This window comes from Anaeroplasma sp., from assembly GCF_034179385.1.
GTDB lineage: Bacteria > Bacillota_I > Bacilli_A > Acholeplasmatales > Anaeroplasmataceae > Anaeroplasma.
Window position 1 is genome coordinate 1 of the sequence record NZ_JAXFPY010000032.1, and the last position, 14,219, is coordinate 14,219.

Annotated in this window: 9 protein-coding genes; 3 read left to right on the forward strand and 6 right to left on the reverse strand. The window is 33.8% G+C overall.

Going from position 1 to position 14,219, the window contains the following annotated elements:
- Positions 1-125 precede the first annotated feature (125 nt).
- From SPJ17_RS02210 to parE, 5 genes are all read right to left on the reverse strand, one after another.
- Positions 126-719: a FecR domain-containing protein gene (locus SPJ17_RS02210; RefSeq protein WP_321092311.1), complete on the reverse strand. Its 594-nt coding sequence runs from the start codon at positions 717-719 to the stop codon at positions 126-128.
- Between the two features lie 173 nt (positions 720-892).
- Entirely contained in the window at positions 893-1,450 is a 558-nt protein-coding gene (gene efp, locus SPJ17_RS02215; protein WP_321092313.1) for an elongation factor P, read from the reverse strand.
- Between the two features lie 278 nt (positions 1,451-1,728).
- Positions 1,729-6,762 (reverse strand): Ig-like domain-containing protein, encoded by a 5,034-nt coding sequence (locus tag SPJ17_RS02220; protein WP_321092315.1) that lies wholly within the window; start codon positions 6,760-6,762, stop codon positions 1,729-1,731.
- 160 nt (positions 6,763-6,922) lie between these two features.
- Positions 6,923-9,673 (reverse strand): DNA topoisomerase IV subunit A, encoded by a 2,751-nt coding sequence (gene parC, locus SPJ17_RS02225; protein ID WP_321092317.1) that lies wholly within the window; start codon positions 9,671-9,673, stop codon positions 6,923-6,925.
- 3 nt (positions 9,674-9,676) lie between these two features.
- A complete protein-coding gene (parE, locus tag SPJ17_RS02230; protein WP_321092319.1) occupies positions 9,677-11,632 on the reverse strand; it encodes a DNA topoisomerase IV subunit B in 1,956 nt (651 codons plus the stop codon).
- A gap of 167 nt (positions 11,633-11,799) precedes the next feature.
- Here parE and plsY point away from each other — a divergent pair, with 167 nt between their 5' ends.
- Complete coding sequence (gene plsY / locus SPJ17_RS02235; RefSeq protein WP_321092321.1) at positions 11,800-12,546, forward strand: glycerol-3-phosphate 1-O-acyltransferase PlsY; 747 nt, start codon at positions 11,800-11,802, stop codon at positions 12,544-12,546.
- Between the two features lie 132 nt (positions 12,547-12,678).
- A complete protein-coding gene (locus tag SPJ17_RS02240; RefSeq protein WP_321092323.1) occupies positions 12,679-13,452 on the forward strand; it encodes a hypothetical protein in 774 nt (257 codons plus the stop codon).
- Positions 13,453-13,523: 71 nt separating this feature from the next.
- On the opposite strand, the gene SPJ17_RS02245 is transcribed toward SPJ17_RS02240, so the two are convergent.
- A complete protein-coding gene (locus SPJ17_RS02245) occupies positions 13,524-13,694 on the reverse strand; it encodes a 4Fe-4S binding protein (RefSeq protein ID WP_321092324.1) in 171 nt (56 codons plus the stop codon).
- Between the two features lie 164 nt (positions 13,695-13,858).
- Here SPJ17_RS02245 and SPJ17_RS02250 point away from each other — a divergent pair, with 164 nt between their 5' ends.
- A complete protein-coding gene (locus tag SPJ17_RS02250) occupies positions 13,859-14,203 on the forward strand; it encodes a YneF family protein (RefSeq protein WP_321092325.1) in 345 nt (114 codons plus the stop codon).
- The last annotated feature ends 16 nt before the right edge of the window (positions 14,204-14,219 follow it).

The window sequence follows — 14,219 nt, forward strand, 5'->3', positions numbered from 1 at the left end:
AAGCTAAAAAATTTTTGAAAACTGCGGTTTTCCTTTTAAGTATGCCCAAAAATGGGTATTTTTTATTATTTAAGTCTTTGGGCAAAAAGAAAAGAGCTGTAAGCTCTAAATCTCATTGCTGAAATTTATTTTTTTACAGCCCCCTTTATGATTTTTCCATCCTTTTTATCGAATACAACTAATTCGGTAACTCCCTTATATACCGAATAGGTTTCAATGATTTCATTTTCCCCTCTTATAACGTTTAAGCCAAAGACTGTACCTCTTACTGCCATGACGGAATTATTTGAGGATAGGAAAAATTCCTCATCCTCATGGAGCTTATTTTGCACCTCAGCTAGTACGATACCTTCTTCTACAAAGATATTTGTTTTATATCTATCCTTACCCTCAGATTTGATATTAATTTTTGTATTTTCTCCTAAATATACATATTTATCCTCATCAAATCTTACAACAAGTACGGATTTTTGATTTACGGTTACCTTATCTCCACTGTATAGATTCATTCCCTTGAAGCATGGAATGCTTTCATCTTCATCCTCTAGGGTAGCACTACCTTCAATTTCAACTACCTTGATGGATCTTGCAGAATCTAAAAAGCCATCTTCGGTTTTTCCTTTACTTCCTAAGGTAAAAACTAAGATTAGCGCAACCGCAACTATAACTAAAGCGGCTATGGAGCTTCCTATTATAATCCAAAGCTTTTTCTTACTCATACTAGATGTCTCCTTTTCATCGTTCATTTTCAAAAAAACATAGTTATCATTTCTAAAAATTAAATATATTATACAATAATATTATTTAAAGTACAACTTTTTAAGACATATTAGGGTATATTGTCCTATAAAAAAAGAAAAAAACGATGCAATGCATCGTTTAATGAGTCGTATTACTTTGCACGAGATACGTATTCACCATTAAGTGTAGAAACGATAATTTCCTCACCATTTTCGATGAACATAGGTACCTTTACTAAGAAGCCACTCTCTAAGAATGCATCCTTTAAAGAGTTTGTCTTAGTGTTACCTGCAACTGCAGGCTCAGTAGTTACTACTACGCTTACCTTATCCGGTAATACGATATTTAAAATTTCAGTGCCATAGAACTGTACTTGAACTCCCATACCTTCTTTTAGGAAATTCTTTTCCCATTCAAGTCTTTCAGCAGGAATTTCAATTTGCTCATAAGTTTCTTGATCCATGAATACATATGAAGCACCATCTGCATAAATATATTGCATAGCCTTCTTGTCAATGAATGCTCTCTTAAATGCGGAATCAGAACCCTTTAATGCTGTTTCAAGTACTGCACCAGTTCTTAAATCCTTCATCTTTACACGTACATAGGCAACCTTGTTCTGTAATACATGCATGAATTCAATAATCTGCATAAGCTTGCCATCGTATTCAATTACAACACCATTCTTTAAATCATTTACTTTAATCATGTTACTTTTCTCCTATATATTTTTATACCTTTTGTATTGTATCAAAATTCTCTTCAAAAATATAGTGGTATTTGAAACTTTTTGTAAAAAATATACTTAATCCTTAGGATTTATTCATAATTTTATCTGAAATGGAACCCTTTTTAAAATTTTATTTAATCTAAATCTTCTTTATTTTCTTTTTTGAATCTGAATGAATAGCATTATATTACATTAATATAATTATGTTTTTTATTTGTATTATTAGAAAAAAACCACCCATGCGAGTGGTTTTGTTCTTATACAATTTGTATCTCTAATTCACCATATACATCACTATAATTGGAATCTTTTGATGTAGCACGAATAATGATTGTACCTGTTGCGTTTGCAGTTAATTGGCCTGTTGAGGCATCAATTGTAGCTAAGGAATTACCAGATACAATAGACCATGTAACATTCTTGTTACCTAGGGTATCTATTGGATTTACCTTTACAGTATAGGTTTTTGTTGAACCAGCAGTTACCATATCTGCACCTAATACCTCAATCGATGAAATCTCATGGGTAGGTGTAGTTGCATCTATGTAATCTTCAATCTGACCAGCATCTAATAACTTATAATTAGGGATGCTTGTAGATGATTGAATATTGATTGCTTCTACATTTTCTATAGGTCTATAGGTACCTCTTATGGTTGTAAGAGTTGTATAGTCTTTTGGTGCCTCTTGCGCAAGTATTTTTTCAGATATTCTTGCAGAAATTAGATTTGATGCAAGAACAATATTCCTTGTAGTGGTATCGTATGCTCGAATCGTTTCTAAAGATAAATTAATATCGGATAATGTAGTTGAATTAATCTTCTCTATTGCCTTGAATGTATTGATTGTTTCATCTGCAGTAAGAATTGTTACATCCTTTGTATCGTTATAATTTCTAGTCTTAGTTGCGTAGTCTATAGATACAACAGGATCCATTTTAGCAGAGTCAACAGTAATGACAACATTCTTAGAAACAGATGCTCTAAAGATGGTACTTAATCGTATTGGCTTCATTAATTCATCATTATTAGGATCAGGTAATACAACATCATTGATGGTTTGACCTAAATTGAAATTAGGATCTAAGGATTCAATAGAACTTAAGAAATAATATGCTGAAGTACTATTAATTCTTTGAACGGTAGTATCATAATCTTGCATAGGTACATCTAAATAATCATAGGTTACTAATTGATCTGAGAATTTTTGAAGTAATATCTTAGAAATTAATGTTGGGTTATCTTCTTCATCTAATACAAAAGAATCACCATTCCTTTTGTACATACACTTTTTTAATGTTGATACACGAATCGAATTACCATCAAATTGGAAGTTATTCAAATTTAAGTTTAGCTTAGATGGGGATAGGCATTCAATTAATGCCTCTGCTTCAACCTCTGTAATATATAATTCACCTGCAACATAAGCATCTTGTGGAATCGTTGTTGCATCCTCAATACCTTCGGTTAAGATTAATCCTGTAATCTTATTTTCATATTGATGATGTAAATTTGTATAATCGTGAATGACATTATATTTATCCCTATATGGATTTAAAAGCTTTAATACAGTTTCCTGATTCATAGCACTAGATAAGATATTTGTATTCTTTAAATCTAAGTCAAATAGATTAATTAAATCGACTAAAGAGGATAACTCTTCTTCCTTATAAATTGTATCATTCTTTAGGCATACCTTCTTTTCATTCGATAAGAAATCTAAATCATCAATTCTCTTAGAGATTGTTGCTTGCATAATCTGTGATTCATAAGCTGCAGTAAGCTTTGTTGAATCCTCATAATCCTCATTTAGATTCTTGAATGAATCAAAGATATAATCGCTAATATTTGGGTCTGTGATCGTTACTCTATTGCTTGAAGAATCTTTTACATCAGCTAATAATGCACCAATGCTTCGCATTAGTCTTTTTTGTTCAGGGTACCATATATTATCCTTAGTGTAATTATCAAGCTTACTCTTTTCGGCTTCTGCCTTATAAGAGGATGGGATAATAATGATTCCATCAATGGAATTATGAATAGCATCTACATTGACCATCATATTGGTAATGGTTGCAGATAAAATGATATTATCTGTAATACTTGAATCATCTACGATGGAGTTTACTAAAGAACCCATATCGATAGAATTCATATCCTCTGGAAGGATTGTACATGCCTTAGTTAAGAAATCTATAATTTCAACCTTTTTGATAGCTTCATGAATATCAATTTCATCAGGTAAATTATCCTTAGTAATATTTGGAATAATTAAATCTGCATCACCTAAGAAGCCATCTTTATGAGTTAATAGATAATTGGATAAGGAATAATATACAATTTTGGATTCTAAAATCTTATTGTAATCCTCTTTTGTTATGCCCTTTAGCATATCGATGATGGAATTTAGTTGTTCCGATGAATCGTCAAGTAGATTTGATATTTTAAAGGATGCAACTTGGAATAATCCAATTAAATTCTTTAGCTCGGATTTATTTCCGTCCTTTGAAATATATCCAGTTCCATCTCTTAATTCCTTTGGAAGTTTTACAAAATCACCGCTGATATGGTCAACGAGTAGCTTAGATAGAGTACCCTCAATAATTAAGGAATCTAATGTATTATAGACCTCCTCACATAGTATAGAATCCACTAATTCATTCATATTAGAATCATCTGAAATATTTCTTAGTACGCTAATTAATCCTTTTATCTTTTCAAAGAAGGTATATAAATCCTTGCTTTCTATGATTCTTGTTACATTGCCATCAAGAGTGACAAGTAAGGATTCATCAATGTATAGGCTAAAGCTTTCATTTGAATTGCTTGATAATAAGAATTCACTGAATACTGCTGTAAATATTGTAGAGGATAATACATGATTGATTACAGATTTGTCGTTTGAATCCTTCATAAATAAGGAATCTGCTAACCGATCAATTAAATCAAAGATCGAATCCTTATCTGCTGTGAAGCCATTTTGTAAATCACGAATTAGATTTAGATTATCTTGGTTTTCACCGAAGGATTGTAGAGCACATAATAAATGATAGAATTCACCATATTCCTTTACCGTACCATCACTATTCATTACATTGGCGTAATGAATTTTTGGAAGCTCTAGGTTTGGTAGCATTTCTCTAAAGCCAGTTTCAATAAGCTTAGTACCATATTCACTACCTAAGATATCCCCAAGCAAGAAGGAATTACCTACGTTATTTTTAATATCCTCATATTTTATTATATCCTCTTGATAGTCTACTCTATTTGTATTAAAGATATTAAAGATATTATCTAATATAGAATTATCTTGTTTGTATGCATGATTATATAATACAAGGATATCCTCTAAGGAATTGACTAAGCTCTTAAGCTCAGATACCCATTTTACATTTGCATATTTTGAGCTCTTATATGGGTTTTCTACTGGAGTAGTACTTGTATAATAAGACGCTAAGGTAGCCTCTGCAGCTTGCTTAAAATATGTATTTTGAACGAATTGGTATAATCTTGCAAGTACCATAGAAACATTATCGGAATTTTCCTCTTGGAAGAAGGAAAAATCGGTAATATATGGCATTATATTTTCGATAATATCTAATACCATCTTTACTTGGTCTTCTTCTTTAGCATGCTGTACAGATAGGAAGCCAAATAGCATATTCATGATGGTTTTTGTATTATCCTTTGAAATGACTAAATCTGGAGAGATATAATAGCTTTCAAGCTCATTTTGTAAGTTGTTGTCCTTAACATATTTCTCATAAGGAATTTGATCCGCTAAATAACCCTTTTTGAATAATAATTGGATTAAGGATATGGTATCCGTTCCCATAGATTCCTCAAGATTTAGCTTATCCATATGATTTACAAAGGAAGAAATTAAGGAGAAGGATAGATTTAAGAAATAGGTTGTTTCTTCAAAATTATCAATTAATAAATTGAAATCCCTTTGGAATCCATCCTTTAGCATTACAGATATAATGGTATCCATCATATCAACTTGTTCCGTTTTACTCTTTAAAATGGCATCTCTTATTTCTTCTCCGCCATAAGAAAGTAATAAATTGAATGTATCACGTGCAAATTTTGTATAGGAGGATATTTCTTTTCTAAAATATACATTTTCATTAACATTTTGTGCCTCATCCTTTAGTCCACCTTGGTAAACTAAGTCTGCAGCAAATAAATATAGTGGGGCATTGTCTGTACCCTTAAATGCATTTAATACCTTAAAAATACCTGTAGAACCATAGGTTTCAATATCCTTATATGCACCATAAGCTAAATTATAGGTATTATCCTGCCAATCGAGCTCAACTGGAGTAACATCATCTCCAGGTCCTCCTGCTAGAATATAGAAGAATCCTCCAACAAAGGATAGGAAGATTAAGCCTGAAATTAAGGCTCTTACTCCACCAATTAATGCACCAAATAGTCTTCTTTTCTTATAAACAAATGGCTTATGAGGCTCTTCCTTTTCCTCTTCATCAGAGGAAATAGGCTCCTCAGGCTCTTCTTCCTTCTTTTCTTTTTCCTCATCATCCTCTAAGGAGATTTCATTAAAGTCAATGTCATTTAAGGCATCTTTATCGATTTCCTCATCATTTATTTCTTCATCGGAATGAATTTCATCATTTAGGGCATCTAAATTTATGCCTGGGTCTTCAATTGTTTCATTATTTACGATAGAAGCCTTAGCTTCTTCCTTCTTGCGCTTCTTTTCTTCCTTTTTCTTACGTCTTTTTTCTTGTAGTTCCTTATTCTTTGTATTTTGGTAATAATCTTTTTCTAGATTTTTTTCATATCTTCTTTGAGGATAGAAAATCAAATATACCAAATATAGAATAAATATACCAAGAATATAAACGATACCTAAGACTGAGGCAACGACTATTCTTACTGCCATTTCAGCAAGGGTTGCAAGATATTGTCCATTATCTTGAATAATTAAGGCTAAGCCTTCGTTTTCAGGCATCTGCTTAGGAATAAATTCAATAAAGCATTCCTTAAAGCTTTGACAGGATTCCGATACACCTAAGGCGTTTTGAATGGTACCTTTACCCGCAATTTGCGAGACGAGGTCGAAAAGTCCTGTATCTGTAGATGCAGCTCCTGCAATAGATAAATATACGATTAATAGGATTATGAATAATACTCCTGCTTGAATCGCAAGAATTATACTTTTACGCATACCACGCCATAAGCCAAATAATATGCCAATACCTAGCATTCCTAAGAATATTAAGGTTGGTAGCCAATGGATTAGAAATGAAATTACTTGTTGATTCATAAGCCATAACCTCCTTTTATTTAAAAATTTAAAATCCTTTTTTTTATTTTACCATAAAAAATATAATTTTATGAAATATTTATATAATTATTTATATAAGCTATAGAAATAGAAAAATAATAAAAATCCTTACCAAAAGATAAGGATTCTATTCTATTCTTTAATTTAGATCATCATCATCGAATAAGGATATTTTTTTGAATTTAATATCCTTATTTTTTTCGTTGTCCTTAGAATCTAAGCTTGGTTGATAGGAATCATTTGTTTTATTTCCATGATGTGCTAAAATCGCATCTAGGTCATTTAATAAATCCTGATTGGATTGCTTAGATGCCTTTAAGGATTTATCCTCTTCATCATCATAGATGATGGATTGAGGGTTTTCTGCTTGCATATTTGGGGAGAAGATTGTATCTTCTTGTAAATAATCTGCAGAAACCTTTGCGTCTGGCTTTTCTGGCTTCGGTAGCATGAAGCGAATTAATTCTTTGAATTCAGGGTTTTCACTTTGAATGGTCTTACCGGCATCCGATACATTATATTTTAAGCTAAACGCATCAATGGTATCATTACCATTTTTATAAATTAAGATGACAGGAAGGTTTTCCTTATATTGATTTGGTGTCATCTTCATTGCATCGAGTAGGATATAAGGGTTTGATTTTAATCTCTTGATTTGAGCACTACCCGATCTTCCTCTTCTCGTTAGTAATACATCCGTAACCTTTAATCTCTTAATGGTATTCCTGCTTGTTAATAATAAGAAATCATCATTCTTATTACAATAAATACAGTTGACAACCTCATCCCCAGGCTTTAGATAAATTGCCTTAGTACCACCAGCGTTTGTACCATATAGGTGTACATCGGTTGAGCGGAATCTTAAGGCCTCACAATATTTTGTGAATACCATAATTTCAAGTGGGTCATCAATAATATCTACACCAACGAGCTCATCGTCATCCGATATTTTCATAGCACGTACTGGTTTTGTATATCTGTTGATATTAAATTCTGAAAGCAAAGTTTGCTTAATTTGACCCTTCTTAGTACAAAGTACTAATTCTTTTGAATCATCGAAGGATTCAATCTTAAATACACCAACAAATCTTTCCTTGGCCTGTGTTTGGCAAATTGAGGCAATAAATGTACCAACGTCTTTGAATTTTGCCTCAGGAATTTTATATACAGGAATGTAGATAAAATTACCTAGGTTTGTGAAGATTAATAGGGTATCTAGCGTATTGGCTTCCTCTAAGAATAATACGGAGTCATTTTCCTTTGTACCATTACTCTTAGCGGAATTAAAGGCTTTTAGGCTTGCACGCTTTAAATAGCCCTCTCTAGATACACAAACCATTACCTGCTCTTTTGCAACTAAATCTGTTTCATCAATCTTTATTTGAGCTGATTCATTTCTAATTTCTGTTCTTCTTGGGCAAGAAATTACCTTGTTCATTTCAGATAATTCTTTCTTAATTACCTTTAATAATTCCTTTTCACTCGAAAGGATTTTATTATATTCCTCAATATTGATATTTAAGGTCTTTCTCTCCTCAAGTAGGGTTGTAACATCCTGGTTCGATAAACGATATAGTTGCATTGTCACAATTGCTTCAGCCTGCTCTTCGGTGAAGCTGAATTTAGCAACTAAGTTTGCCTTTGAATCCGCTTTATTTTGAGAATGACGAATGGTATGGATAACCTCATCTAGGATATCTACCATCTTAATTAGTCCTTCTACAATATGTAATCTCTTTTCTGCCTTAGCGAGTAAGAAATTCGTTCTGTTGGTGATAACCTCCTTTTGATGATCGATATAAGCATCTAGGATAGGTAATACACCAAGGCGCATAGGTCTTCTATTACAAATAGAAACCATATTGTAGTTGATATTACACTGTAAATCGGTATTCTTAAAGAAGAAATTGATGATGGCATCCGCATTCGCACCCTTCTTTAAGTCGATTGCAATTCTTAATCCATCTCTACCAGATTCATCTCTTGATTCAATGACATCAGGTACCTTGCCATCCAGCCTTAATTGCTCCATACGCTCTACGGTTTTACTTTTTAGAGTATCATATGGAATTTCAGTGATGACAATTCTTTCTTGATCTTGACCCATTTCTTCAATTTCATATTTACTTCTTACAACGACACTACCTGCACCTGTCAAGAATGCCTCACGAATGCCATCACGACCCATGATGATACCACCGGTTGGGAAGTCTGGACCTGGCATAATTTCAAGTAGGTCATCTACAGTCATATTGGGGTTATTGATTCTTGCGATGGTCGCATTTATAACCTCATTGATATTATGGGTTGGAATATAGGTTGCATAACCTGATGAAATACCCATTGCACCATTGACTAAAAGATTTGGGAATCTTGCAGGTAAAACGGTTGGTTCTGTTTCCTCATCATCGAAGTTTGGAATGAAAGGAACCGTATTCTTATCTAAATCCTGTAGTAGGAATTCTGCATTCTTAGATAATCTTGTTTCTGTATAACGCATGGCTGCAGGGCCATCGCCATCGATAGAACCATTATTACCATGCATATCAATTAGGGTAACACCCATTTTCCAAGATTGACTCATACGTACTAAGGCTTCATAGATGGATGAATCACCATGTGGATGATATTTACCCATAACATCACCAACGATACGGGCGGATTTCTTATATGGCTGGTTTGAGGTAACCTTCATATTGAACATACCATATAGAATTCTTCTTTGTACAGGCTTTAATCCATCCCTTACATCTGGGATTGCGCGCTCTTGAATAATATATTTTGAATAACGACCAAAGCGGTCTCCTAGAGCATCCTCTAATTTGGTTTCTTGGAATTTTTCTTTTAGGAAGATGTCTAACTTTTTCTTAATCGAATCACTCTTTGCCATAGACTATTCCTCCTCTAATGTAAAGGATACATGGTTTTCAAGCCAGTTCCTTCTTCTTTCAGAATCACTACCCATTAATACATTAACCTGGGATTCAGCCTCTGCCTCATCCTCTACATGTACCTGAACAAGAGTTCTCGTTTCTGGGTTCATTGTGGTTTCCCATAATTGCTCAGCATTCATTTCACCTAATCCTTTATAACGCTGTAGAATCGTTGGACATTTACATGAAGCTAAAATCTTATCCTTTTCCTCATTCGTCCATGCATAAACAATTTCTTCTGTTTTACCACGCTTGGTTATTTTAAATAGTGGAGGTAGGGCTAAATAGATTCTACCATCCTCTACTAAAGGTCTCATATGGTTAAAGAAGAAGGTTAATAACAATACCTGAATATGGGCGCCATCATCATCGGCATCGGTCATGATAATGATTTTCTTATAATTACATTTCTTTAAATCAAAATCAGGTCCATAGCCTGCACCGATGGTATAAATCATCGTATTAATTTCTTCATTCTTTAGGGCTGCATCAATCGTTGCACGCTCAGTATTTAATACCTTACCACGTAAAGGTAAAATCGCTTGGAAGCGTCTATCTCTACCCTGCTTTGCAGAACCACCCGCAGAATCACCCTCAACAAGGTATAACTCATTGATTTCCTTATTCTTTTCACTCGTTGGGGCAAGCTTTGTAGAAATATTTCTTTCGCCCTTATCCTTCTTATCTAGTCTAGCCTGCTCTCTTGCCTTTCTTGCAGCCGCTCTTGCCTCGGCTTCCTTTTGGGCCTTCTTAACGATTTTCTCTGCAAGATCCTTATTTTCCATTAGGAAGAAGGTAAGCTTTTCGCCTACGACATTATCGACTGCAGTTTTGGCTTGTGGAGTACCAAGCTTTGCCTTTGTTTGACCTTCGAATTCAAGCTGCTTTTCACCGATTCTTACCGATACTACGCTCGTTAAGCCTGTACGTATATCTGCACCCTCTAGGGTTTGGTTTTCACGAATGAGCTTCGCTCTATGAGCATAATCATTAAACGCTCTAGTTAGAGCAGTCTTATAGCCTGTTTCATGCGTACCACCATCTGGTGTTTTAACATTATTTACAAAGGAGATTAAGGTTTCATTATAGGAATCTAGGAATTGGAAGGCAACCTCAACTTCAATGGTTTCTGTTGTGGTTTGGCTCTTACCATCCGCACTTGTTGTTGTAACATCACTTTTGTATTCGCCATCGAAATAAGCAACATTGTGCATTGGGCTCTTACCTGTTGTAAGGAATGCTACATATTCTGAAATACCATTTTCATATTGGAAGGATTCATTCTTTCCGCTTCTTTTGTCCTTTAATGTCATCTTTAATCCTTTGATTAAAAATGCACTTTCTCTGATTCTTGTTTTAATTGTATCGTATTGATATACTGTCGTAGTAAATACGGATGGATCTGGCTTAAAATGTACAGTTGTACCTGTTCTTCTTGTATCACCTAATACCTCAACAGGAGAAACTACTGTTCCTCCATGCTTGAAGGTGATCTTATGGATTTTACCATCTCTATAGGATGTTACTTCCATAAAGCTAGATAATGCGTTTGTAACCGATGCACCTACACCATGTAATCCACCAGAGGTCTTATATCCTCCACCGCCGAATTTACCACCGGCATTTAGCTTTGTATAGATAATTTCCATTGTGTTCTTTCCGGTTTCATGCATACCACAGGGTACACCTCTACCAGAATCCTCTACAGTAATGGAATTATCCTCATTAATCGTTACGACAATTTCCTTACCATACCCTGCTAGGGCCTCATCTATGGAATTGTCTACGATTTCCCATACCAGGTGATGTAGTCCTCTCTCATCGGTGGAGCCAATATACATACCTGGACGTTTTCTAACATGCTCTAGGCCCTCTAGGACCTGTATCGAGCTGTCATCATACGAATTTTTTGACATTCATACCACCTAAACTTTCACAACAATATTATAATATCAAATTTGCAAACGTTTTCCAATATTTTAATCATAAAAATTCATAAAGATAATTTATAAAAACGTCGTTTGACATTAAACTTTATACATTGTATAATTACAATGATTTTTATAGAAAGAGGGAGTTTGTTATGTTTTTAGAATCAACTACTCCAGATACTTGGAATATTATTATTTCCGTACTTTTAATGATTGTTGCTTACCTATGTGGTTCATTCCCATCCGGGGTTGTCGTAGGTAAAGCATTGACCGGTACAGATATAAGACAATTTGGTAGTAAAAATACAGGTTCAACAAACGCAATTAGAGTTTTAGGTAAAAAGGTTGGCTTTTTAGTCTTCTTCTTAGATGTATTTAAAGGTGCCTTCGTAATCATACTTTTACAAATCCTATCAAGGCTTAATGTCTTCCATTCTGTTTTAGATTATGGATTCTATGGTATGATGGCAGTTATTGGTCATTCCTATTCTATCTTCTTAGGCTTTAAGGGTGGTAAGGCGGTTGCGACAAGCCTAGGTGTTGTACTTTGTATATGTCCTTTAGCTGGTATTTTATGCTTAATTACATTCCTAATTGTGCTTAAGACTACAGGCTATGTATCCTTATCATCAACCTTAGCAACTATAGCTGTTTTACTTACCTATTTAACCTTATTCTTTATAGGGTATTATGGACCATCCTTTATAGAATATTTCATCAATGCTCCATCCTTAGCAAATCTATTAACGATTTTAGTTCCTGGTATAATTATCATTTATAAGCATATACCAAACTATAAGAGACTTGCTTCTGGTACTGAGAATTCCTTCAAAAAGAAAAAGGAAGCTCCTGTTGAAATAAACAATAATGTATCTAGTGAAAATACTGCAGAACAATAGTCTGCAGTTTTCTTTTACCCAATAACAGCCCTATTGTTTCATTTTAAGAAAAGTCCTATTTTTGATATTGCCTGAAGAATAAAAAATGAATATAATTGAAATTGGGATTGATTATGGAATGGAGTGTATTTCATGGAAACCAATGAATTTCAAAAGCGAATCATTCAAGAATTTGTCCAAAGAGGATTTCAAATTCAAATCCTAAAGGATGATACAAACATGATTTATATGAACAACCCTGTTGGAATGACCGTAGAGATTTATCCTGAAAGATATTTGGTATTCAATGCGAAATATAAAAGTATCTTCGAAGAGAATAAAACGGAATCAGGGGAAAAGAGATCATGGAAAAAGAAAAAATATGATAGAAATGGGAATCTAACGCATTCAGAGTCCTCAAATGGAGAATGGGATGACTACTTCTATGATAAAAAGGATCAATTAATTAAGCATATGTCTTCTAATGGTAGGTGGGAGGAATATTCCTATACCGATTTTGGGGAGCAATCCTATTACACAAATTCCTCTGGATTTTGGGAAAGATGTGAATATGATGAAAAGCATAGATTAATTCATAAATATAACTCTGATTTCCACTGGAGATATATTTTCCCAGATATGGGAATTGATATTGATGGCATTAAAACAAAATATACAAAAATAAGAGTAAACAAGGAAAGCTATAGATTAAATAAGAGTAGATTTAACAATTATCATGTCTTATTGACTACAGGTTTAATGACAGAAGAGCTGGGTAAAAAGACCTTCTCTAAGCTAGAATTATATCTGTATGAAAGCTTGTCAGAAGTTATGCGTATTGAAGAAAAGGCTGAGGCTAGTAGGCAAAAGGCTATTTTAGAGGCAAAAAAGAAAGAACGTAGACGTAGAGGATTATGGGATGACTAAATCATCCCATTTTTATCGCAAGAAAAAAGGGCTTAGCTAAGCCCTTTTTTGCTAAATATTGTTTTTAAATTTTATCCTTCAACGATAGCGTCTACTGGGCAAACACCCTGACATGCACCGCAATCGATGCATGCATCAGCATCGATATGGGAAACATCCTCAATAGTAATAGCACTAACTGGGCACTCAGGTGCACAAGCACCGCAAGCAATACAATTATCTTCTACAACAACTCTTGGCATAGTATTATTTCCCCTTTCCTTAATCTATCTCTATTATAATCTTATTCTCCTTAGTTTGTCTAGCATAACTATAATATTTTATGTTTTTTAAGAATTGAAAATAAGTGTTGAAATTTATCCTCTTAAAGTGTAAAATAGACTAGAATAGTAAAGGAGACATAATTATGTTTTTAGAAGTTGAAGCAGGACATATGGATTTAGCCATTTGGCAATTTGTCTTAATTATTCTTTTCGTTTTAATTGCAACAGCAGTTGCAACATTCTTCTTAGTAAGAAAGCTATTCAAAAGAGAGCTTCAGAAAAATCCTCCAGTAAGTGAGGCTATGATTCGTGCTATGTTCCAGCAGATGGGAAGAACTCCATCAGAAAAACAAGTACGTGCTGTAATGAAGTCTATGAATGAGGCTAATGAAAAGGAAGAAGCTAAAAAAAGAGAAAAAGCTGAAATTGAGGCTAAGAGAGCAGCAAGAAAAGCTGCTAAAGAAGCTAGTAAAAATGAGGCAAAGTAAAAGGGATTGAATCCCT

What these genes read in the sequence shown, in the direction of transcription:
- SPJ17_RS02210 (WP_321092311.1), bottom strand. Translation starts at nt 719, where the DNA reads ATGAGTAAGAAAAAGCTTTGGATTATAATAGGAAGCTCCATAGCCGCT.
- efp (WP_321092313.1), bottom strand. Translation starts at nt 1,450, where the DNA reads ATGATTAAAGTAAATGATTTAAAGAATGGTGTTGTAATTGAATACGAT.
- SPJ17_RS02220 (WP_321092315.1), bottom strand. Translation starts at nt 6,762, where the DNA reads ATGAATCAACAAGTAATTTCATTTCTAATCCATTGGCTACCAACCTTA.
- parC (WP_321092317.1), bottom strand. Translation starts at nt 9,673, where the DNA reads ATGGCAAAGAGTGATTCGATTAAGAAAAAGTTAGACATCTTCCTAAAA.
- parE (WP_321092319.1), bottom strand. Translation starts at nt 11,632, where the DNA reads ATGTCAAAAAATTCGTATGATGACAGCTCGATACAGGTCCTAGAGGGC.
- plsY (WP_321092321.1), top strand. Translation starts at nt 11,800, where the DNA reads ATGTTTTTAGAATCAACTACTCCAGATACTTGGAATATTATTATTTCC.
- SPJ17_RS02240 (WP_321092323.1), top strand. Translation starts at nt 12,679, where the DNA reads ATGGAAACCAATGAATTTCAAAAGCGAATCATTCAAGAATTTGTCCAA.
- SPJ17_RS02245 (WP_321092324.1), bottom strand. Translation starts at nt 13,694, where the DNA reads ATGCCAAGAGTTGTTGTAGAAGATAATTGTATTGCTTGCGGTGCTTGT.
- SPJ17_RS02250 (WP_321092325.1), top strand. Translation starts at nt 13,859, where the DNA reads ATGTTTTTAGAAGTTGAAGCAGGACATATGGATTTAGCCATTTGGCAA.